The 20322-nt window shown below is 69.8% G+C and carries 19 protein-coding genes; 10 read left to right on the plus strand and 9 right to left on the minus strand.

Features of this window, described 5'->3' with window-relative positions:
* The first annotated feature begins 493 nt into the window (after positions 1-493).
* The 3 genes from ACIBG8_RS50675 to ACIBG8_RS50685 all read left to right on the plus strand — a co-directional run bounded on the left by ACIBG8_RS50675 (position 494) and on the right by ACIBG8_RS50685 (position 4055).
* Positions 494-1609: an epoxide hydrolase family protein gene (locus ACIBG8_RS50675; protein ID WP_397350562.1), complete on the plus strand. Its 1116-nt coding sequence runs from the start codon at positions 494-496 to the stop codon at positions 1607-1609.
* Entirely contained in the window at positions 1606-2124 is a 519-nt protein-coding gene (locus ACIBG8_RS50680) for a DoxX family protein (protein WP_397350563.1), read from the plus strand. The genes ACIBG8_RS50675 and ACIBG8_RS50680 overlap by 4 nt, the downstream gene beginning before the upstream one ends.
* A gap of 188 nt (positions 2125-2312) precedes the next feature.
* Entirely contained in the window at positions 2313-4055 is a 1743-nt protein-coding gene (locus tag ACIBG8_RS50685; protein WP_397350564.1) for a hypothetical protein, read from the plus strand.
* On the opposite strand, the gene ACIBG8_RS50690 is transcribed toward ACIBG8_RS50685, so the two are convergent.
* Positions 4042-4689 (minus strand): M15 family metallopeptidase, encoded by a 648-nt coding sequence (locus ACIBG8_RS50690; RefSeq protein ID WP_397350565.1) that lies wholly within the window; start codon positions 4687-4689, stop codon positions 4042-4044. The genes ACIBG8_RS50685 and ACIBG8_RS50690 overlap by 14 nt on opposite strands.
* Positions 4690-4701: 12 nt before the next feature.
* On the minus strand, positions 4702-5862 hold the full coding sequence (locus tag ACIBG8_RS50695; RefSeq protein ID WP_397350566.1) for an ROK family protein: 1161 nt from the start codon (positions 5860-5862) through the stop codon (positions 4702-4704).
* 171 nt (positions 5863-6033) lie between these two features.
* Here ACIBG8_RS50695 and ACIBG8_RS50700 point away from each other — a divergent pair, with 171 nt between their 5' ends.
* The 4 genes from ACIBG8_RS50700 (at position 6034) to ACIBG8_RS50715 (ending at position 10802) form a co-directional block, all read left to right on the plus strand.
* Positions 6034-7362 (plus strand): extracellular solute-binding protein, encoded by a 1329-nt coding sequence (locus tag ACIBG8_RS50700; protein WP_397350567.1) that lies wholly within the window; start codon positions 6034-6036, stop codon positions 7360-7362.
* A gap of 173 nt (positions 7363-7535) precedes the next feature.
* The gene (locus tag ACIBG8_RS50705; protein ID WP_397350568.1) at positions 7536-8375 is read left to right on the plus strand and encodes a carbohydrate ABC transporter permease; all 840 of its coding nucleotides are present in this window, start codon (positions 7536-7538) and stop codon (positions 8373-8375) included.
* Positions 8372-9223, plus strand: a complete 852-nt coding sequence (locus tag ACIBG8_RS50710; protein ID WP_397350569.1) for a carbohydrate ABC transporter permease — start codon at positions 8372-8374, stop codon at positions 9221-9223. Before ACIBG8_RS50705 ends, ACIBG8_RS50710 begins: the two co-directional genes overlap by 4 nt.
* A gap of 154 nt (positions 9224-9377) precedes the next feature.
* Positions 9378-10802, plus strand: coding sequence for a glycoside hydrolase family 3 protein (locus ACIBG8_RS50715; protein WP_397350570.1), 1425 nt, complete (start codon positions 9378-9380; stop codon positions 10800-10802).
* Positions 10803-10805: 3 nt separating this feature from the next.
* On the opposite strand, the gene ACIBG8_RS50720 is transcribed toward ACIBG8_RS50715, so the two are convergent.
* Positions 10806-11981, minus strand: a complete 1176-nt coding sequence (locus tag ACIBG8_RS50720) for an ROK family protein (protein WP_397350571.1) — start codon at positions 11979-11981, stop codon at positions 10806-10808.
* 83 nt (positions 11982-12064) lie between these two features.
* Between ACIBG8_RS50720 and ACIBG8_RS50725 the strand changes: the two genes are divergently transcribed.
* Together ACIBG8_RS50725 and ACIBG8_RS50730 are read left to right on the plus strand one after the other, a co-directional pair.
* A complete protein-coding gene (locus ACIBG8_RS50725) occupies positions 12065-13864 on the plus strand; it encodes an endonuclease/exonuclease/phosphatase family protein (protein WP_397350574.1) in 1800 nt (599 codons plus the stop codon).
* A gap of 8 nt (positions 13865-13872) precedes the next feature.
* Positions 13873-14322: an RrF2 family transcriptional regulator gene (locus tag ACIBG8_RS50730; protein ID WP_397350575.1), complete on the plus strand. Its 450-nt coding sequence runs from the start codon at positions 13873-13875 to the stop codon at positions 14320-14322.
* On the opposite strand, the gene ACIBG8_RS50735 is transcribed toward ACIBG8_RS50730, so the two are convergent.
* Positions 14285-15547, minus strand: a complete 1263-nt coding sequence (locus tag ACIBG8_RS50735; RefSeq protein WP_397350576.1) for a family 1 glycosylhydrolase — start codon at positions 15545-15547, stop codon at positions 14285-14287. The two genes, ACIBG8_RS50730 and ACIBG8_RS50735, sit on opposite strands and share 38 nt — an antisense overlap.
* A 73-nt stretch (positions 15548-15620) precedes the next feature.
* Here ACIBG8_RS50735 and ACIBG8_RS50740 point away from each other — a divergent pair, with 73 nt between their 5' ends.
* Positions 15621-16400, plus strand: a complete 780-nt coding sequence (locus tag ACIBG8_RS50740) for a DNA-formamidopyrimidine glycosylase family protein (RefSeq protein WP_397350577.1) — start codon at positions 15621-15623, stop codon at positions 16398-16400.
* Here ACIBG8_RS50740 and ACIBG8_RS50745 read toward each other — a convergent pair.
* From ACIBG8_RS50745 to ACIBG8_RS50765, 5 genes are all read right to left on the minus strand, one after another.
* Positions 16397-16753 carry a helix-turn-helix domain-containing protein gene (locus ACIBG8_RS50745; RefSeq protein ID WP_397350578.1) on the minus strand — a complete coding sequence of 119 codons (357 nt, stop codon included), beginning with the start codon at positions 16751-16753 and terminating at the stop codon, positions 16397-16399. The two genes, ACIBG8_RS50740 and ACIBG8_RS50745, sit on opposite strands and share 4 nt — an antisense overlap.
* A gap of 253 nt (positions 16754-17006) precedes the next feature.
* Positions 17007-17495, minus strand: coding sequence for a CinA family protein (locus tag ACIBG8_RS50750; protein ID WP_397350579.1), 489 nt, complete (start codon positions 17493-17495; stop codon positions 17007-17009).
* Positions 17492-18064, minus strand: a complete 573-nt coding sequence (gene pgsA, locus ACIBG8_RS50755) for a CDP-diacylglycerol--glycerol-3-phosphate 3-phosphatidyltransferase (RefSeq protein ID WP_397350580.1) — start codon at positions 18062-18064, stop codon at positions 17492-17494. Before pgsA ends, ACIBG8_RS50750 begins: the two co-directional genes overlap by 4 nt.
* A complete protein-coding gene (gene rimO, locus ACIBG8_RS50760) occupies positions 18061-19470 on the minus strand; it encodes a 30S ribosomal protein S12 methylthiotransferase RimO (RefSeq protein ID WP_397350581.1) in 1410 nt (469 codons plus the stop codon). The genes pgsA and rimO overlap by 4 nt, the downstream gene beginning before the upstream one ends.
* A gap of 56 nt (positions 19471-19526) precedes the next feature.
* The gene (locus ACIBG8_RS50765) at positions 19527-20288 is read right to left on the minus strand and encodes a helix-turn-helix domain-containing protein (protein WP_397350582.1); all 762 of its coding nucleotides are present in this window, start codon (positions 20286-20288) and stop codon (positions 19527-19529) included.
* Positions 20289-20322 lie beyond the last annotated feature (34 nt).

A 20322-nucleotide genomic window follows, 5' to 3' on the forward strand; every position in this document is an offset into this window, starting at 1 on the left:
GGCGAGCCCCGTCGCCCGAAGGGCCCAGCAACAACCGCACAGAGGACTCAGCCCCTGCTCGCCCTCACACCCCGGAGGGCAACCCCCGTCGCCCGAAGGACCGCCTGCGCTGCCTACGTCGTTCACGCCCGCTTCCCTCCCTGCCTTCTTCGTCGCCGTCTCCCCTGTCGTGCGCGCTGCGGTCGCCGCCATCGCACTCATCCGCGGTAAAGGGCGCCGGGCACTGCCGCACGCCGTCCCGCCGACGCGGCGCCTGGGAGCGCGTGGCCCGCGGCGTATGTGAAGCGGCGTGGAGACTGTCGCGTGAGGTGGTGCGTGGTCGGGGATACGCGAAGCGAGCCGGGGGCGCGGGTGGGCCGCGGGCGCGGGCGCGAAGGCGGGGGCGGGAGGCGGGCTGGGGGCGGGCTGGGGGCGTCGGGTGCAAGGTGGGTGGGTTCGAGGAAGTGGGGTAATGCGGAACGAACCCTTCCGCATTGGGTGGGAGGGTTGGGGCATGGAAAACATCGAGAGGTTCCGGGTCGACGTTTCGCAGGCGGAGCTCGACGAGCTTCAGGGTCGGCTGCGCCGTACGCGCTGGGCTGGACGGCTGCCTGGCCAGGACTGGCAGCGCGGGGTACCCGTGGAGTACCTGCGCGAGCTGGTCGACTACTGGCAAGACGGGTACGACTGGCGGGCGCAGGAAGCCAGGCTCAATGCCTTTCCGCAGTTCACCACCGTCATCGACGGCCAGCGCATCCACTTCATCCACGTTCGGTCGGCCAAGGCCGACGCCGTACCGCTGATCATGACGCACAGCTGGCCCAACACGGTCGCCGAGTTCATGGACGTCATCAACCCGCTGGTCGAGGCGGGGTTCGATGTGGTTGCGCCGTCCCTGCCCGGGTTCGGGTTCTCGCCGTTTCCCGAGCCTGCCGACGAACGGCCCTGGAGCATCGTCCGGGTGGCGCACACCTGGGCGGTGCTCATGGAGAGGCTCGGGTACGAGCGCTACGGGGCGCATGGGAACGACGCCGGGGCGCTGGTCACTCCGCAGCTCGCGGCGCTCTATCCGGACAGGGTGATCGGGTCGCACATCACCGCGGGGCTGGGGGTTCCCACCGGGGTGCCTGGTGAGCTGGACGGGGCTTCCGAGGAGGAGCTGGCTGGGCTCGCGAAACTGGGGGCGCTGTTCGCGGGCGGGAGCGGGTACGGGACGTACCTGGCTAACCGGGTCCAGACGCTGGCGTATGGATTTGTGGATTCGCCGGTCGCGCAGCTCGCCTACCTCGTCGAACGGTTCCAGGAGTTCGACGGGTGGGCCGGGGTGGAGACCGTCGGGCGGGATCAGCTGCTCACCAACGCCAGCATCTACTGGCTGACGGGCACCGGCGGGTCGTCGTCCTGGACGTACTACGAGGGTGCAGCCGGGATGCCGATCGACCAGAAGGCGGTGCCCACCGGTGTCTCGCACGGCGGGTATCCGATCATGCGCAGCATCGCCGAGCGCGGCAACGACATCGTGCACTGGGCGGGGTACCACGCGAGCAGCCACATGGTGGCGATGGTCGATCCCGCGGGTTTGGTGGACAGCATCACAACATTCTTCGCAGTGGGTAGTAAACCTGCATGAAGGTGACATCGGAGGACATCGGGGTTCTGTTGCTGCGGGTGCCTGTCGGGTTGTTGCTGATGGGGCACGGGGCGCAGAAGCTGTTCGGCTGGTTCGGCGGCGGTGGGCCGGAGAAGACGGGTCAGATGATGACCGCGCTCGGGTATCCGCAGGGGCGGCTCATGGGGGTCGCCGCCGGGCTGGGCGAGGTGGGGGCGGGGGCGGGCATCGCGCTGGGGGCCGCGACGCCGCTCTCGTCGGCGGGGCTCATCGCGACGATGACCAACGCGGCTGTGTCGGCGCATCTGCCGAAGGGGTTGTGGGCGCAGCACGGGGGGTTCGAGTATCCGCTGGTGCTGGGGACCGGGGCGGCGGCGCTGGCGGTGCACGGGCCGGGGGCACTGTCGGTGGACGCGGTGCTGGGTCAGCAGCGTAAGGGGCTGCTGTGGGGTGCGGTCGCCGTGACCGCGGGCCTGGTAGGGGCGGCCGCCGTCCTCGCTCTGCGCCGCAGGGAACAGGCGAAGGAGCAGGAGTGACCGCCCGCCGCGGGTGATGCGCGAGGGTCGGCGGTGGTCAGGCGTGGGGTCGCAAAGCCGCCGGGGCAGTGCGCCCGGGGGAACCCCAAGGAGCCAAGGGAGCGCCCGTGAAGGAGCCCCGGGGAAAGGACCCCGGGAGGGAGCAGTAGCCTGGTCGGCGCCGAGGGCAGCACCGCGAGGAGCCTGTCATGGCTGTAGCGGCCACGATGGTCAGGATGAAGATCGCCATCATCCGCAACTCGATGACCGGCGGGCGCGCCGGGCTGATCGGCTCGGCCGCGGTGCTCGGCGTCATCCTGGCCGGCGGCACGATCTTCCTGGCCTTCCAGAGCGCGGACCTGCTCGCCGCGGCGTACGCCGTCTGGATGCTCGGCTGGATCCTCGGCCCCGCCTTCGCGGGCGGCGGCGACGAGACCCTGCGCCCCGAGTACTTCTCCCTGATCGGCCTGAAGCAGACCCGCCTGGCGCTGGGCCTGCTGATGTCGGCGTTCGTCGGCGTCGCGCCGCTGGTCAGCCTGCTGGCCCTCACCGGCCTGGCGGTCTTCGGCGTACGGCAGAGCCCGGGAGCCACACTGGTCGCCGTGCCCGCGATGCTGCTGCAGCTCACCCTCTTCGTGCTGATGTCCCGCGTGGCGGTCGCGCTGCTGGGCCTGGCGCTGCGCTCGCGGGTGGGCGCGATCGGCGCGGGCGTGCTCAACGGGTTGATCCTGGCCATGCTCGGCCAGGGCTGGGTGTTCGGCGTCGCCTTCGGCCGGCAGGGCGAGCTGCCGCCGACGGTGGCCACGGTGGTCCGCTACCTCCCGTCCGGCTGGGGGCTGCTCGCCGTGGAGTCCAGCCCGTGGATGCTGGTGGCGATGGCGCTGGCCATCGGGCTGCTCCTGGCCGCGTGGGCCGCGCTGCTCACCCTGCGGGCCGGTTCCGTCAAGGCCTCGGCGCGCGGGCGCAGGCCGATGCGGGCGACGACGGCGCAGGGCGCGGTGGTGGCCAAGGAGTTGCGGACCTGGTCGCGCGATCTGGTGCGTACGCATCAGCTGACCTTCGCCCTCGCCTACGGGATCTTCTTCGCCGGCGCCCCGCTCGTCCTCGGGTGGTACGGCATGCTGCCGTGGGCCGCGCCGATCTTCGTGGTGATGGCGGCCGCGATGACCGCGAACCTCTACGGCGGCGACGGCACCGCGTTATGGCTCCTGATCATGGCGAGCGCGACGGACGTGCGCGGACGGCAGCGCGCCTGGCTGCAGGCGGTGGCGCCGATCGCGATCGTGCTGGCGGTGGCGTTCACCGCGGTCAACGGCGGGCCGTGGCCGGTGATCCTGGCGGTCCTGCCCGCCGTGCTCGGCGGTGCGGCCGGGCTGGTGCCGCTGGTGGCGGTGTACGCGCTGGTCCCCGGCACCGATCCGCACAAGCGCGCGGGCAACCCGCTCAAGTCGAGCGAGGACGACGGCGGCATGACCGGCCTCGCCTACCTGATGTTGTTCCTGGCGCTGCTCACCGGGGTTCCCGCCGGGATCGTGGCGGTCGTGTACGGCTGGCCGGGCGTGGCGGTCGGCGTGCTCACGGGAGCGCTCTGCTTCTGGGGGTTCGGGCTGCTGGCCGAGCGGCGGATCAGCGCGGCCGGGCCGGAGCTGCTGGAGATGATGCGCACCGGCAGGCGCCCGGAGAGCTCGTGGAGCTTCACGATCGACGACATGCCGCAGGCCAAGAGGACGCTCGTGTGGACCTGCATGGGGCTCGGCGCGATCCCGCTGGTGCCGCAGGGCGTCGTCGCGGCGGTGTTCGTCGCCAACGGGCAGGTGCGGCACAGCTGGTTCCTGGCCACCTACATGCCGCCCGGCCTGCAGTTTCCCGTGGCGATGGGGATGATCCTGCTGGGGATCGGCATGTACGCCACGGGCATCGTCACCTACAAGCGGCACATCACGCGACGATAGAGGTGGGCCCGTAGACGGCGTGGGACGCGCCGGTCGTGTAGGCCCAGTAGCGGTCGCCGTAGGACCAGTGCCACCACTCGGTCGGATAGTTCACCAGGCCCACGCCTTCGAGGGCCGCACCGAGGATCTTGCGATGGGAGCGCGCTTCGCCGGAAATATCGGGGGAAGCGGTGAAGCAGGCGCCCGCGCTCTCCTCGGGCGTGTCGTTGACCGCCGTGCCCATGTCGTACTCGGTGCCGTCGTCGGCGCACAACGTCAGGTCGACCGCCGCGCCCGCCGTGTGCGGCGCGACCGGCACCGGCGACACGTACCGGGAAGCCGCAGCGTAGAGGTCGTCGGGCGACATGTCGGGGTAGGTGCGTCGCAGCGTGTCGCTGTAGGAGTCGAAGATCTCCTGCTGCACCGCGATCTCCCGGTACCCCTCCACGATCAGCAGGTGGAACCCGGCGGGCAGCCGCCGCTCGGCCCGCTCCAACCGCCCCAGCAACCCGGCGCGCAGGAACGAGTAAGCCCCGGACGCGGACGCCATGCGCTCGTCGAGTCGCAGCCGCCCACGGACCGGCGCCAGTGCCTCACCACACTCCCGCACCTCGATCGCGGCCACGCGGGGGTCTGAGATGAGCACGATGTCCATAGCTGGAAATTTTCACACAGTGTCGGAGAAGACCTGTTCACGGGCCTGCTCCAGCGCGGCGACCAGCGCCCCGCGCAGCACCGGGTTGCCGGAGACCCCGGTCGTGACCACGCTGGGCTGGCTGGGGCAGAAGCGCGCGACGGCCGCCTCCACCCGGTCGGCGAGCTGCCTGCCGCCCGCCCTGCCGATGTCGCCGCTGAGCACGATGAGACCGGGATCGAGGACGACGGCCACCGCCGCGACCCCCACGGCGAGGCGTTCAGCGACCGCGTCGAGGAAGCCGACCGCGCCGATGGCGGCAGCCGTACGGACCTGGTCGGGAACGGTTCTGCCCGTGACGCCGAACGACGCGGCCAGCCCGGCGAGGGCGTCGTGGCCCACCAGGCGCTGGAAGGACCCGGACTGCGGCTGGCTCACGTCGGCGGGCAGCGGCTCGCCGGGCACGGGCAGCCAGCCGATCTCGCCGGCGCCCCCGGTGATGCCGCGGTGCAGCCGCCCGCCCAGCATGACGCCGAGGCCCTGGCCGACCCCCGCCCAGATCACCACGAAGTCATCCTGGCCGACGGCCGCGCCGTAGAAGTGCTCGGCCAGCGCGACGAGGTTGACGTCGTTCTCGATGGTGACCGAGGCGCCGAGCGTCGCGCGCAGCGAGGCGAGGACCCCGACGTGCCACGACGGCAGGTCGTAGGAGAAGCGCACGTCGCCCGTGCGCGGGTCGACGACGCCGCGGGTGCCGATGACGAAAGCCCGCAACTGCGACTGGTGGATGTTGGCGGAAGCGCACGCGCGTTGAACCGCGTTATGCACGGTCTTGACCGGATCTTTGCCGTCGGCGGGATTGACCGTGATCTCGACAACGATTTTACCTGTGATGTCGGCCACAGCGACGGTGATGCTGTCGGGCAGCACTTCGAGCCCGGCGACGTACGCACTCGCGGCGACGACGCCGTACAACGCAGCGTTGGGACCCCGGCCGCCCGCCCGTTCCCCCGCGACCTGAACGAGGCCCCTTTCCTCCAGGCGTGCCAGCAGTTGTCCTGCGGTTACCTTGGAGAGCCCGGTGCGTTCGCCCAGCTCAGCGCGGGTGAGAGGACCGTCGGAGAGAAGGAGTTCGAGTGCGGCTCTGTCGTTCAACCTGCGCAACAGCCGTGGAGTCCCCGGACTCTGGGTCATGGACGTGCCCCCTCTCGTCACGATCAGCTAACACCTGTTTCTTTTAAGAAAGTTTCTTGTTAGTTTAGCAGCAGTCAACACGACACTGACGATCAGCCAGGTGCGGACCTCAGGCCCAGCACCCGATGAGCGCAAACCCCGACGCGTTTTAGCCGGGAAGGGAGAACCCTAGTGAGGATCGCTAAGATCACGGCCACTTCGGTCACCACGGCCGCCCTGGCCCTGGGCCTGGCCGCATGTGGCTCGAGCGAGACCCCCAAGGCCTCGGAGGCGCCCAAGGCCGCCGAGTCCTCCGCCCCCGCGGGCCCCAAGTACGCGGGCAAGACCCTCACCGTCTGGCGTCTTGGTGACAGCAACCCCGCTGCCGCCAAGTACATGGAGGAGCTCAACGCCGAGTTCAAGAAGGTGACCGGCGCCGACGTCAAGCTCGAGTGGATCCCCTGGCCGCAGGTCAACGACAAGTTCGCCGCCGCCGCGACCGGCGCGGGCCCGGACGTCACCGAGATCGGCAACGACCAGGTCCCGCTGTGGCAGAGCCAGGACGCGCTCACCCCGATCACCGACATCGCGCACGCCGGTGACCAGGCGCAGATCCCGCAGAACCTGTTCGGCCTGGAGACCATCGACAACGAGGTCTACGGCATGCCTTGGGGCGCCGGCGCTCGCGCCGTGCTCTACCGCAAGGACTGGTTCAAGGAGCTGAAGATCGAAGTCCCCAAGACGTGGGACGAGGTCGTCGCGGCGGGCAAGAAGATCCAGGCCAAGAAGGGCGCCGGCGTCGACGGCTTCGCCTTCAACGGCGGCTCTGACGCCAACCACCTCCTGGGCGCCTTCGCCTGGTCCGAGGGCGGCGAGTACGCCGTCAAGGAGGGCGACAAGTGGGTGGGCAAGCTCACCGACCCGACCTTCCAGAAGGGCTTCGAGCGCTACGTCAGCCTGGTCAAGGACGGCCTGTCCGGCAAGGCGAACCTGACGCTCAACACGGTCGACATCCGCAAGCGCTTCGCCAACAACAAGGTCGGCATGTACCTCACCGCCGGCTGGGACCTGCCCGGCATCGAGGTCGACTCCAAGGGCAAGCTCAAGGCCGACAAGCTGGGCTTCTTCCCGCTGCCCGACACCAAGGGTGAGGTCGCCCCGTCGTTCTTCGGCGGCAACGACATCGCGCTCTGGGGCGGCACCAAGGAGGCCGACCTCGGCAAGGAGTACCTGAAGCTCGCCACGAACAAGACGTGGGCCGACAGGTACGCCAAGGAGGGTGGCCTGCTCCCGATCTACCCGGACACGCTGGCCGCGCTGAACGAGGACCCGGCCCAGGGCCCGTTCGCCCAGGCCTTCGCCAAGGCCAAGGCGTTCCCCGCCGACTCCAACTGGACCGAGGCCGGCGAGACCAAGGCCGTGCTCCAGAACGCGGGCCGCGCGGTCATCGAGGGTAAGAAGGACGTCGCCACGGCCCTGGCAGACGCCAACAAGGAACTCGAAGAGATCCTGAACCAGTAGTAATGGCTGACACGTCTACGATCGCCCGGGGCGGGGGTTCATCCCCCGCCCCGGGGCGGCGCCGCAGAAGCTCCCGCCGCCCGACCAGGGCCAGCGGGCTTCCCAACTGGGCCGTCCCGTACGTCCTTCTCGTGCCTGGCCTGTTGGTGATCGCTGGACTTCTGCTGTACCCGATGGTGCAGCTGGTCATCATTTCCTTCCAGAAGTTCGGCATCGCGCAGCTGCGCGGCAAGCCGGCCATCTGGGTGGGCTGGGAGAACTTCCAGAAGGTTCTCGGCAACGACCTGTTCTGGTCCTCGCTGCGCAACACGGTGGTCTTCGCCGCCGTCGCCGTGACGCTCACCCTGGTGGTGGGCACGGCGGTCGGCGTCCTGCTGAACAAGCTGGGCAAGAAGATGTCGCTGTTCGTGGTGATCGGGCTCATGTTCGCCTGGGCCATTCCCCCTGTGGCCCAGTCCGCGATCTGGCGCTCCCTGTTCGACGCCGACTCCGGCATCATCAACTGGGCGCTGAACCTCCTGCCGGACTGGCTGTCGCAGCTCGTGTTCGGCCGGGCCGACTGGACCGGCGAGCCGTGGCTGAACGACGCCTTCACCGTGTACATCGTGCTGATCTTCTGCGTGGTGTGGGCGGGCGTCCCGTTCATCGCGGTCTCGGTGCTGGCCGGGCTCAAGGGCATCCCCAACGAGCTGTACGAAGCGGCCACGATGGACGGTTCCAGCGCCTGGCGCACGTTCAGGAAGATCACGCTTCCGCTGCTGAAGCCGGTCTTTGCCGTGCTGGCGGTGCTGTCGATCATCTGGGACTTCAAGGTCTACACCCAGCTGCACATCCTGCTGAACGGCCCCACCAACCGTGAGGCGTTCAACCTGTCGATGTACTCCGTGGCCGAGGCGTTCAAGCCGCCGCCCAAGATGGGCACGGGCGCGGCGATCTCCATCGTCCTGACGATCATCCTGCTGATCATCACGGTGTTCTACGTCAGGCAGATCGTGAAGCAGGAGGACATGTGAACCCGTTGACACGTAAGCGCATCGGCAAGATCGCGCTGAACACCACCGGTGTCCTCGTCTTCATCTACGCGATCTTCCCCGTGTACTGGATGGTGTCGACCGGCTTCAAGGCCAACGACCAGATCTTCACCACGGACTTCATCCCGTTCCCCACGCACTTCACGCTCGACCACTTCAGCCGGGTGCTGACCGAGGGCGTGGCGAACAACTCCATCTGGCTCTACATGCGCAACAGCGCGATCGTCGCCCTCGGCACGGTCCTGATCGGCTCGCTCTTCGCGCTGCTGTCGGCGACCGCGATCGCCCGCTTCCGCTTCAAGGGTCGCGGCACCTTCCTGATCCTGCTGCTCGTCGTGCAGATGCTGCCGGCCGAGGCCATGCTCATCCCGCTCTCGGTGATGATCAAGCGCGTCGGTCTCGGTGACCAGCTGCTCGGCATCATCGTGGCCCAGGTGGCGGTGACCCTCCCCTTCGGCATCTGGATGCTGCGGACCTTCGTGGCCGCGGTGCCCAAGACCCTGGAGGAGGCGGCGTGGATCGACGGCGCCAGCCGGATGACGACCTTCTGGAGGGTGCTCTTCCCGCTGGTCGCCCCCGGTCTGGTCGCCACCAGCATCTTCTCCTTCATCACCGCGTGGAACGACCTGGTCTTCGCGCTCTACCTGATGTCGGAGTCGTCGGGCTACACCATGCCCGTCGCCCTGCAGTACTTCTTCGGTCAGAAGGGCGTCGACTGGGGCTCGATCATGGCCGGTTCCACCCTGATGACCATTCCGGTCGTCATCTTCTTCCTTCTGGTTCAGCGTCGCATGGTGTCCGGCCTGGTGGCCGGGGCCGTCAAGGGCTGAGCCGATCCAAGGTTCCGGTACGGCGAGCGCCCACCCAACGCGCCCGCCGTACCTGACCCTGCCATCAAGCAGGGGGTACGGCTCGCGCCGCCCGCCGTACAGGCCGCGGCGCGAGCCGTGCGAGACCCCCTGCCTCTCACCGTGATGAGGAGCCATGAGTCAGAGTGATCGGGGGCTGCGTCGCCTCGCGGCCGGCACGCTGCTCGTCGCCTTCCAAGGCACCACCGCGCCCGACTGGGTGCTTTCCGGGATCGAGCAGGGGCTCGGGGGCGTGACGCTCTTCGGCTTCAACGTGGCCGACCACGCCCAGCTCGCGGCGCTCACCGGCTCGTTGAAGAGCGCGGGCGACCCGGTGATCTCCCTGGACGAGGAGGGCGGCGACGTCACCCGCCTCGCCTACCACGTCGGCAGCCCGTACCCGGGCAACGCGGCACTGGGCGCGGTCGACGACGTCGAGCTGACCCACCGCGTCTACCGGGCGATCGGCTCGGAACTGGCCGCCAGCGGGATCAACCTGGACATGGCGCCGGACGCCGACGTCAACACCGCCGACGACAACCCGGTGATCGGCACGCGCGCGTTCGGCAACGACGCCGCGCTGGTCGCCAGGCACACCGTCGCCGCCGTTCAGGGCCTGCAGTCGGTGAACGTGGCCGCCTGCGTCAAGCACTTCCCGGGGCACGGCGCCACCCGCGTCGACTCCCACCTGGCCATCCCCGTGGTCGACGTCACCCTGGACGTGCTGCGCGAGCGCGAGCTCGTGCCGTTCCAGGCGGCGATCCACGCGGGCGCGAAGTCCATCATGACCGCGCACGTCTCCGTGCCGGTGCTGACGGGCGACGACCCGGCGACCCTCTCCCCCGCGGCGCTCACCGGGATGCTGCGCGGCGAGATGGGTTACGACGGCGTCGTCATCTCCGACGCCCTCGACATGCACGCGATCACCCAGAGCGTCGGCCTGGCCGGCGGCGCGGCGCTGTCGGTGTCCGCCGGCGCCGACCTGCTGTGCCTGGGCCCGCTGCCCACCTTCGACGACATCCAGCAGGTCATCGCGGAGATCGCCGCCAGGGTGCCCGGCGAGCGCCTGGAGGAGGCCGCCGCCCGCGTGGCCGACCTGCGCGCCTGGTTCGGCTCTGGCTCTTCAGGTACGGCGGAGCAGAACGTCGTGGGCCTCGACGCCGCGCGCCGCGCCGTGCGCCTCACCGGGGCCACCGAGCCGCTGGTCGACCCGCTGGTCATCGAGATCGACACGCCGCCGACGATCGCCGTGGGCGACGTGCCGTGGGGCGTGGCCCCGTGGCTGCCCGACGCGGAGATCGTCCGCATCAAGCCCGCCGACGCGGACGCCACCGCGCTGCTGGAACGTGCCCACGGCCGGTCCCTCGTAGTGATCGTCAAGGACGCGCACCGGTACGCGGAGAGCCGCTCGCTGGTCTCCACGCTGGTCGCCGCGCGGCCGGACGCGACCGTGATCGAGATGGGACTGCCCATCTGGCGGCCGGACGGCGGCGCCTACATCGCCACCTACGGCGCGGCGCGCGCCAACGCCCAGGCGGCCGTGGAGCTCCTGACCGCCTGAGCGTTACGACGCGAAGATCTCCTCGCGAGCCTGGTCGAGGGCGGCCAGCACGGCGCCGCGCAGCACCGGGTTGCCCTCGACCGTGGTGGTGACCACCTCGGGCCGTATCGGGCAGATCCTGGCCACCGCCTCCTCCACCCGGGTGGTCAGGGCGGTGCCGCCGGCCCGGCAGACGTCGCCCGCGAGGACGACCAGCCCGGGGTCGAGCACCACGCACACCGAAGCGACGCCCAGCGCCAGCCGGTGGGCGATCTCGTCGAGCAGCGGCTCGCCCCGCTCGCCAGCCGCGACGGCCGCCTCGACGGCCTTCGCCGCGTTCTCGACCGCGAAGCCGTACCCCTCGGCCAGCTCCACCACGGCCTCGGCGCTCACCAGCGACTGCAGGCCGCCCGCCAGGGCGGGCAGCCGTCCTGGGACGGCGCGCACGTCGGCGGCCAGCGGCACGCCGGGCACCGGCAGGTAGCCGATCTCGCCAGCGCTGCCCGAGCGGCCCCGGTGCAGGCGGCCGTCGAGCATGACCGCCAGGCCGAGACCGCGCCCGGCCCAGAGCAGGACGAAGTCGTCGGCGCCCTTGGCGGAGCCCGTGTAGCGCTCGGCGACGGCGGCGAGGTTGACGTCGTTCTCGATGGTGACCTCGCGCTTGAGGTCTCTGGCCAGCGCCTCGTGTATGCCCTCGTGCCAGGCCGGCAGGTCGAAGGAGAAGCGCACGTCGCCGCTGCGCGGGTCGACCACGCCAGGGGTGCCGATGACGACGCCGCGCAGCTTCGCCTGGCTGACCTTGGCGCTGCGGCACGCCTTGACCACGGCCGCGTGCACGACGGACACCGGGTCGTCGCCGTTGGGCGCCACGGTGACCTCGGCCAGCGTGCGCCCGTGGATGTCGGCGATCGCCGTCGACACGAACTCGGGCCCCACGTCGAGCCCGGCCACGTAGGCGCTGGAGGGGATCACCGAGTAGAGGGCCGCGTTGGGCCCCCTGCCGCCGCCCTGCGAGCCGACCACCTCGACCAGGCCGCGCTCCTCCAGCCTGGCCAGCGTCTGGGACGCCGTGACCTTGGACAGGCCCGTCAGGTCGCCGATCTGCCCGCGGGTCATCGGACCCGTGGCGAGCAGCAACTCCAGGGCGGCCCGGTCATTGATCTCCCGCAGCAGCCTGGGCACACCAGGACGTCGCTCCACGCCGTATCCCACCGTCAAAATCGTTAAGGTTGTTGGAAGTTTAGCGCCTTGCCACAAGGGGTCATCGGACCTGAGGATGCCTCATGACCTTCCCCCGCGGCGCGGCTCTCGCGCTGGGTCTCGGCATCGTGCTCTTCTTCGACGTCCTGCGCGTTTTCCTGCCGTCGCTGATCACCCTTTTCGGCCGCGCCGGGGAGACTCCCGCCGAGCAGATGGGTCTCTTCGCGGCCCTGTGGTTCGTGTTGCCTTTCGTGGCTCTGCTGATGAACCCCCGCTGGTCACTGTACGGCGGCGCGGCCGGTCTGGTCGTGTGCCGTCTACTGTTGCAGGGAGAGGTGTCGCAACTCTACGTCTCCTCGCTCGGCGTAACCTTCGGCCTGTTCTTCCTGTACGGCTGCGCCCACACGTTGCCCCGCGCAGCGGTCCCCGTGGGCATCGGCGGCGGCCTCGGCGCCTCGGTCGTGGTCCACCTGCTGCTGGACGGCGTGGATCTGGTGTGGCGCGACGGCACGCTGCCGTGGCTGGCCACGATCACCCTCTGCGCCGCCTTCCTCGCCACCCTCCGCCAGGCCCCCTCCGACGACCTCGCCCCGTCGTCCACCTGGTTCCTCCTCGCCCCCACGCTGCTCCTCGTCGGCATGCTGGTCCTCACCCCTGGACTGCCCGACGAACCGGCCTCGCCCTGGCTGTCCGCCGGTCGCACGGCGCTCGTCGCCCTCGTGGCACTCACACCGGTGATCATGACGACGCTCCCCGACGACGGACGGAGGTCGCCCTGGTTCCTTGTCGCCGGATTCGCCTTGATCGCGACCGATGCGGTGGTCGAGCGTCGGCTGGCGCCGACGATGGTCGGGATGCTCCTGCTCGGATATGCCCTGTGCGTCACGGCTTCCCATGGGAAGTCTGGCAAGCGCCCCGGCCTGGTGATTTTGTCAGGAATGTCGCTCTTCCTCGTGGCGACCTTTCTGTACTACGCCGCCTACGACCTCGATCTCGGTTTCCCCAACGTGGCGGTCCCCATCGCGTTGCTCTTCCTCGTGGCGTTCATCGAGATCGTCACCAGGGAGACCGCGGCCAAGCGCCCCGGGCTGGGGCGGCGAGTGTGGCTCATCGTGCTGGGCCTGGCGCTGGTGGTCGGCGCCACCGGCTGGCGGACAGTGCCGGAGGTGCGGCCCAAGCAAGGGGACACGTTCACGCTGATCGCCTACAACATCCGGATGGGGTTCGGCCTCGACGGGCGGTTATCGCTGGACGACATCGCCGCCTGGGCAGCCACCAGGAAGCCCGACGTCGTCCTGCTGAGCGAGGTCGACCGGGGCTGGTTGCTCAACGGCGGGCACGACGATCTCGCGCGGATCGCCCGAGGGCTCGGGATGCGCTATTACTTCGCCCCCGCCGCCGACCCGCTCTGGGGCGACGCGCTGCTCACCAACCTGCCGGTCAAGGACGTCGCCTCGCATCGGCTGGGGAAGTACGGCTACCCCACCGGCGCCCAGGCCCAGACCGCCGTGATCCAGGTGGGCGGCAGGGAGGTGGGGATCGTCAACACGCACCTCCAGGCGCCACCGGGACAGGCACCCGAGGTGGCGGCCCTGGTCAACGAGCTGTCCAGGACCCGCCCTGTCGTGGTGGCGGGCGATCTCAACACCACACACGCCGACCCGCAGATGAAGGCCCTGGAGGCGGCAGGCCTCACCGACCCGCTCATCGCGCTCGGCGACCCCAGGACCTCCCCCGCCGACGCACCCACCAAGCGCATCGATCACGTGCTCCTCACCAACGGCCTGACCGTGGTGAACGCCGAGGTGCCAAGCGTGCCGTACTCAGATCATCTGCCCGTTGTGACCACCTTGCGCATAACCACTGTTGACCAGGGGGGATAATCGAGAACATGCGTCTATCCGCTCGTGTCGACTACGCCCTTCGCGCCGCTGCCGAACTCGCCGCCGCAGGTGCCGGCCCGACCACCGTGGGCGAGCTCGCCAAGGAGCAGGACATGCCGCCCAAATACCTGGAGAACATCCTGCTCCAGATGCGCCGCGCCGGTCTCGTCCGAGGTCAGCGCGGCCCCGAGGGTGGTTACGTGCTGGCCAGGCCGGCCGCCGAGATCTCGCTCGCCGACGTGATCAGGGCCGTCGACGGCCCGCTCGCCAACGTGCGCGGCGAGCGTCCCGAGCACGTCGGCTACCGCGGCCCGGCCGAGTCGCTCCAGCAGGTGTGGATCGCGCTGCGGGCGACCGAGCGCGCCATCCTGGAGGAGGTCACGCTCGACCACGTCGCCACCGGCGCCCTGCCGGAGCGCGTCACGACCCTTGCAGCCGACCCTGCGGCGTGGGACTGATCCGCTCGCGCAACCAGTGGTAAGAAGCCCTCGGCGTACGCACCAGGGTGTCGAAGTCGACGTGCACCAGCCCGAACCGCTGCGTGTAGCCCTCGGCCCACTCGAAGTTGTCCATGAGCGACCAGACAAAGTACCCGCGCACGTCCACGCTCTCGTCCCGGGCCTTGCGCAACGCCTCCAGGTGGCCGTCCAGGAAGTCGATGCGCCGCTGGTCGTCGAGCTCGCCCGCCGAGCAGCCGTTCTCGGTCACGTAGACGGGCGGGAGCCGGTCACCGTACCGCTCCTTGAGCGTCACCAGGATCTCCCGCAGCCCGTCCGGCACGACCGGCCAGCCGAAGTCGGTCAGCGGGTACCCCTCGATCTCGCGGATCCCGAACGGCAGGTCCGGCGGCAGGTCCACCCCGGCGAACGACGTCAGCGGCTCGGCCACCGGAGCGCCGACCAGGGTGGGGTTGTAGTAGTTGATCCCGTACCAGTCGAGCGGCGCCGAGATGACGTCCAGGTCGTCCATCTCGAACCCCTCAGGGCTGCGCCCGGCGAGGATGGGGTCGGCGAACAGCCAGTTCATCAGCGTGTCGTAGAGCTCGGCCGCCCCTGAGTCGTCGGCCGCCCACACGGGCGTGTGCGACATGGCCACCCCGATGTTGGCCCCTCCGGCGGCACGCAGAGCCTGTACGGCAAGGCCGTGCGCCAGGAGCAGGTGATGCGCCACGGGCAGCGCGTCGAACATCAGCTCCTGCCCGGGAGCGTGCGTGCCCAGCGCGTGCCCCAGCAACGTCACCTCGGCCGGCTCGTTGATCGTGATCCACATCGGCACCCGGTCGGCCAGCCGTTCCCCCACCGTGGAGGCGTAGTCGGCCAGCTTGTACGCCGTGTCCCGCTCCAGCCAGCTCAGCCCCAGCGGCGTGTCCCAGTGGTAGAGCGTCGGCACCGGCTTGATCCCGGCCGCCAGCAGCTCATCGACCAGCCGCTCGTAGAAGTCGAGCCCGCCCGGCGCCAGCACCCGCGGCCAGCTCACCGAGAACCGGTAGGCGCCGACCCCCAGCTCCTTGAGCAGCGCGACGTCCTCCTTGTAGTGCGTGAGGTGCCCGGTGGCGACCGACGCGTCGGAGCCGTCCTTGATCTTGCCGGGCAGGGCGGTGAACGCGTCCCACACCGAGGGGCCGCGCCCGGCCGCCCCCTCGATCTGGAACGCCGACGTGGAGACTCCCCACAGGAAGGTCATGGGCGTGGTCCTCTCGCGAACATGAACAATGCTCACGTAGGACTGTAGTGCACGGCGGGGTACGGTGACACGCATGCCAGAAGGTGACGCCGTCTACCGGACAGCCGCCCGACTGCGCGAAGCGCTCGACGGCCGGGTCCTCACCCGCTCCGACTTCCGGGTGCCGCGCTACGCCACGTCCGACCTCACCGGCCGCACGGTGCTGGAGAACCTCTCGCGCGGCAAGCACCTGCTCACCCGCGTCGAAGGCGGCCTGACCGTGCACACGCACCTGCGCATGGACGGGAGCTGGCGCATCACCCCGCCCGGCCGCCGCCCGGCGCCCGGCGACGTGGTGCGGCTCATCCTCGCCAACGACACGTGGCAGGCCATCGGCGTCAAACTGGGCATGGTCGATCTGGTGCGTACGGACCAGGAGCACAGGGTCGTCGGGCATCTCGGGCCCGACCTGCTCGGCGCCGACTGGGACGCGGCGGAGGCCGTCGCGCGGCTGCGCGCGCACGAGGGGATGACGATCGGCGAGGCGCTGCTCGACCAGCGCAATCTCGCGGGCATCGGCACGATCTACCGGGCCGAGACGCTCTTCCTGAGAGGCGTGTCACCCTGGCGCAAGATCGGCGACATAGAGGACCTGGACGGCCTGGTCTCGCTGGCCCAGCGGTTGCTGGACTTCAACAAGGATCTAGGGGCTACGGTGACCACGGGTGATCGCCGCCCGGGGTTCCAGACGTGGGTGTACGGCAGGGCGGGCAGACCCTGTCGCAGATGCGGCACACGCATCAGTCGCGGGGAGATGGGGGCATCGCCACAGGAACGGTTGATCCTGTGGTGCAGCGCCTGTCAACCGCTCTAGGCGGCGACCATGTCCTTGACCTCGGGGAACACGGAGTCGGAAATGCCTCCGGGAACCGTCTCGGCCAATGGCAGACGCTCGTGCTCGGGCGCGTCGGCGAGCACAGGGGCGGCCTGAAGCTCGGCCAGCGCGAACTGGTCGGACACCTCACGCAACACCTGCGACAGCGGGACGCCCAGCGCACCGGTAATCGAGGCCAGCAGCTCGGAGGAAGCCTCCTTCTGACCACGCTCGACCTCGGACAGGTATCCGAGAGAGACGCGCGCCAGCTGGGACACCTCTCGAAGAGTGCGTCCTTGCCGCACTCTCAGCCGCCTCAGCACGTCACCGAGCAGCTGACGCAGCAGGACCATCTGTCGCTCCCTCCCCGGCGTGGACGTCTTCACCACGCCCCGCGCGATCGGATCGTGCCGCCCGTCTTTCTTCCTGACTTCGTACATACCCCTCGCCGTCATCAGCGGCATACGCCGCGCATCAGGCCCGCCTGCCGGGCTCTTGCTGCTTGCAGATGGCTCACGGACCTCACTCACACAACCACCGTACCCGTATCCACCGACACCGCGTCAGACCGTGTCTTGCATGTTCGCTGGCGACGTAACACGGTAATCACCCGGAATGTTCCCCCGTGTTCGTCTCCAGCACACGTGCGAGCAGGTCAACCGCCTCGTTCACGGTCCTTGCCCGGATCTGTTCGCGCGAACCTCCACCAGCCAGATCGTGGTGCCAGATGTGACCATTGGGGCCGCTCAGAGCTATGTGAACGGTGCCAACGGGCTTCCCGTCCTGCGGGTCGGGCCCGGCCACGCCGGTCACCGCGAGTCCGAATGTGGCCACGCACAACCGGGCCACCCCGGTCGCCATCGCGGCCGCCACGTCGGGGTGCACCGCGCCCTCGCGGGCGAGCAGGTCGGCGGGCACGCCCAGCAGGGTGTGCTTCAGCTCCGTCGCGTAGACGATGGCGCCGCCCCTGAACGACCTGGAGGCGCCGCTCACCGCGGTGAACGTGGCGCCGATCAGCCCGCCGGTCAGCGACTCGGCCACGGCGAGCGTGGCGCCCCGCCGTACCAGCAGGTCGAGAGCGCGGGCCGCGGTCATTCCGCCCTGGCCCGCTTGGCCACCTGGCGCAGCCTGATCGCGCGCCAGACGTAGTCGACGCCCGTGGCGACGGTCACCACGACGGCCGCGCCCATGACGATCCACCGCAGCACGTCAGGGCCCCAGGGCAGCAGGTAGAGCACGATCGCGGCGATCTGCAGGACCGTCTTGACCTTGCCGCCGTAGCTGGCCGGGATCACCCCGTGCCTGATGACCATGAACCGCATGATCGTGATGCCCAGCTCGCGCACCAGGATCAGCGAGGTCACCCACCAGGGCAGCTCGCCCAGGATCGACAGCGACACCAGGGCGGCACCGGTCAGCGCCTTGTCCGCGATCGGGTCGGCGATCTTGCCGAAGTCGGTGATCAGCCCGTAGCGCCTGGCCAGCTCCCCGTCGAAGTAGTCGGTGAGCGAGCCGATCACGAACAGCGCGAGCGCGACCAGCCGCCAGCCCTGGCTGGGCAGGAAGAGACAGAAGACGAAGAACGGGACGAGCGCTAGCCGGATGACGGTGAGCACGTTGGCGATGTTCCACGGGCTCACCAAGCGACGCTCGTCCCTGGTCATGGACCGGCCTTGATGCGCGCGATGAGGTCGACGCCCTCGGCGTCGACCACGATCGCCCGCACGATCTGGCCGGGGACCAGACCGATGCCCTGTACGGTGACCGACCCGTCGACCTCGGGACCCTGGTGGGCCGCGCGGCCCTCGTAGCCGCCGTCGCCCAGGTCCTCGTCGATGAGCACGTCGACCTCGGTGCCGATGCGCTCCTCAGCGCGCTGCGCGGTCAGCTCCTCGGCCAGCTCGGTCAGGATGCGGACCCGCTCGTCCACGGTCTCCTGGTCGAGCTTGCCCGGCAGGTTGGCCGCCTCGGTGCCGTCCTCGTCCGAGTAGCCGAACACGCCGATCACGTCGAGGCGCGCCTGCTCCAGGAAGCCCACCAGCTCGCCGAACTCCTCCTCGGTCTCGCCAGGGAAGCCGACGATGAAGTTGGAGCGCACGCCCGCCTCGGGCGCCTTGGCCCTGACCGCGTCGAGCAGGTCGAGGAAGCGCTTGGGGTCGCCGAAGCGGCGCATCCTGCGCAGCACCGTGCCGCTGGCGTGCTGGAAGGACAGGTCGAAGTAGGGCACGACGCCAGGGGTGCCGGCGATCACGTCGATCAGGCCGGGACGCAGCTCGGCGGGCTGCAGGTAGCTGACCCTGACCCGCTCGATGCCCTGGACGGCCGCCAGCTCGGGCAGCAGCTTCTCCAGGGCGCGCAGGTCGCCCAGGTCCTTGCCGTAGGAGGTCGAGTTCTCGCTCACGAGAACCAGCTCGCGCACCCCGCGGTGGGCCAGCCAGTCGGCCTCGGCCAGCAGCTCCTCGGGGTTGCGCGAGACGTAGGCGCCGCGGAAGGCGGGGATGGCGCAGAACGTGCAGCGGCGGTCGCAGCCGGAGGCCAGCTTCAGCGAGGCCACCGGGCTCTCGTCGAGCCGCTTGCGCAGCACCCGGGGGCCGCTGGCCGGAGCCAGGCCCTCGGGCAGCTCGCCGCCGTGTCCTGGGATGTTCTTCGCCTCAGCGGCACGTTCCACCGGCGAGATGGGCAGGAGGGTGCGGCGGTCGCGCGGCGTGTGGGGCACGAGGGCCCTGCCCTCGAGCACGTCGTCGAGGCGGTCACCGATCTCGGCGTAGTCGTCGAAGGAGATCACCGCGCCCGCCTCGGGCAGCGCGTCGGCCAGCTCCTTGCCGTAGCGCTCGGCCATGCAACCGGCGGCCACGACCTTGGCCCCCGAGTCGGCTGCCGCGAGCAGGGTGTCGATGGAGTCCTTCTTGGCCGAGTCGATGAAGCCGCACGTGTTGACGACGACGACATCGGGGTCGTCGTCGTCGAGCTGCCAACCGGCAGCCTCGAGTCGCGCAGCGAGCTCCTCGGAGTCGACTTCGTTGCGCGCGCAGCCCAGTGTGATCAGCGATGCGGTTCGGCGGGATGACATGGTGAACACTACGGTATCGGGAGTTGGCCACTACCCGACGCACCTCCCCCGGAGTATTACCTCGGGCGGGGCGCGGAAGGGCCGAACGAGCGGCGCACCATCTCGCCGCGATCGCCTGGTGTGCCCAGGTTCTTCCCGTTGACCTGCAGCGAAACGGCACCTGCGTCGCCTATGAGCAGTTTCACCTGAGAAGGCGCCTTCCACGTGTTCGACTTGCCCGCCGACAACGTCCCGGAGAACAGCCTGCGCCCCTTGGCGTCCCGCACGTTGATGTAGGACGAACGTTTCGCCTTCACCTTGACGGTGACGAACTCGGGCTTCACGGTCGACTTGGCCGAGGTACGGCGGGGCGGATCGGAGATCGGGGTGTTCGGCGGCACGCTCGGCACGCTCGACGCCGGCCGGATCTCCGCAGTGGGCAACTCGCCGGACCCGCCCATCACCCTGACCACGCCGAACACCACCACGAGCGCCAGAGCCACGCCCAGAGCCATCGTCCAGTTGGGGCCGCGCCGTTCCCTCAACTTCACCCTGCGGGCCGTCTGGAACACCGTGGAGGCCTGCACGGGTATCGGCACGCCGCCCTGCTGGTCGTCATAGAGCTGCACCATGGCGGCGGGGTCGAGCCCCAGCGCCTTGGCCAGATTCTTCACGTGTCCCCTGGCGTAGAAGCCGCCGCCGCACAGCGAGAAGTCGTCACGCTCGATGGCGTAGACGAGCGCCTCGCGAATGCGCGTGGTCGCGCTCAACTGGCCGACCGTCAGGCCGGCCTCCCGCCTGGCCGCCGACAGGACCGACCCGATGCTCTCCTCGTTCACGAAAACGCCTCCCCGCCCCCGACGTTCTGTAGTG

The organism is Nonomuraea sp. NPDC050556, assembly GCF_044457355.1.
In the GTDB taxonomy this organism is placed as follows: domain Bacteria; phylum Actinomycetota; class Actinomycetes; order Streptosporangiales; family Streptosporangiaceae; genus Nonomuraea.

Bases quoted from the DNA above. Each gene is read 5' to 3' on its own strand.
- ACIBG8_RS50675 (WP_397350562.1), top strand. From the start codon at position 494: ATGGAAAACATCGAGAGGTTCCGGGTCGACGTTTCGCAGGCGGAGCTC.
- ACIBG8_RS50680 (WP_397350563.1), top strand. From the start codon at position 1,606: ATGAAGGTGACATCGGAGGACATCGGGGTTCTGTTGCTGCGGGTGCCT.
- ACIBG8_RS50685 (WP_397350564.1), top strand. From the start codon at position 2,313: ATGGCTGTAGCGGCCACGATGGTCAGGATGAAGATCGCCATCATCCGC.
- ACIBG8_RS50690 (WP_397350565.1), bottom strand. From the start codon at position 4,689: ATGGACATCGTGCTCATCTCAGACCCCCGCGTGGCCGCGATCGAGGTG.
- ACIBG8_RS50695 (WP_397350566.1), bottom strand. From the start codon at position 5,862: ATGACCCAGAGTCCGGGGACTCCACGGCTGTTGCGCAGGTTGAACGAC.
- ACIBG8_RS50705 (WP_397350568.1), top strand. From the start codon at position 7,536: ATGGTGCAGCTGGTCATCATTTCCTTCCAGAAGTTCGGCATCGCGCAG.
- ACIBG8_RS50715 (WP_397350570.1), top strand. From the start codon at position 9,378: ATGAGTCAGAGTGATCGGGGGCTGCGTCGCCTCGCGGCCGGCACGCTG.
- ACIBG8_RS50725 (WP_397350574.1), top strand. From the start codon at position 12,065: ATGACCTTCCCCCGCGGCGCGGCTCTCGCGCTGGGTCTCGGCATCGTG.
- ACIBG8_RS50730 (WP_397350575.1), top strand. From the start codon at position 13,873: ATGCGTCTATCCGCTCGTGTCGACTACGCCCTTCGCGCCGCTGCCGAA.
- ACIBG8_RS50735 (WP_397350576.1), bottom strand. From the start codon at position 15,547: ATGACCTTCCTGTGGGGAGTCTCCACGTCGGCGTTCCAGATCGAGGGG.
- ACIBG8_RS50740 (WP_397350577.1), top strand. From the start codon at position 15,621: ATGCCAGAAGGTGACGCCGTCTACCGGACAGCCGCCCGACTGCGCGAA.
- ACIBG8_RS50745 (WP_397350578.1), bottom strand. From the start codon at position 16,753: ATGGTCCTGCTGCGTCAGCTGCTCGGTGACGTGCTGAGGCGGCTGAGA.
- ACIBG8_RS50750 (WP_397350579.1), bottom strand. From the start codon at position 17,495: ATGACCGCGGCCCGCGCTCTCGACCTGCTGGTACGGCGGGGCGCCACG.
- pgsA (WP_397350580.1), bottom strand. From the start codon at position 18,064: ATGACCAGGGACGAGCGTCGCTTGGTGAGCCCGTGGAACATCGCCAAC.
- rimO (WP_397350581.1), bottom strand. From the start codon at position 19,470: ATGTCATCCCGCCGAACCGCATCGCTGATCACACTGGGCTGCGCGCGC.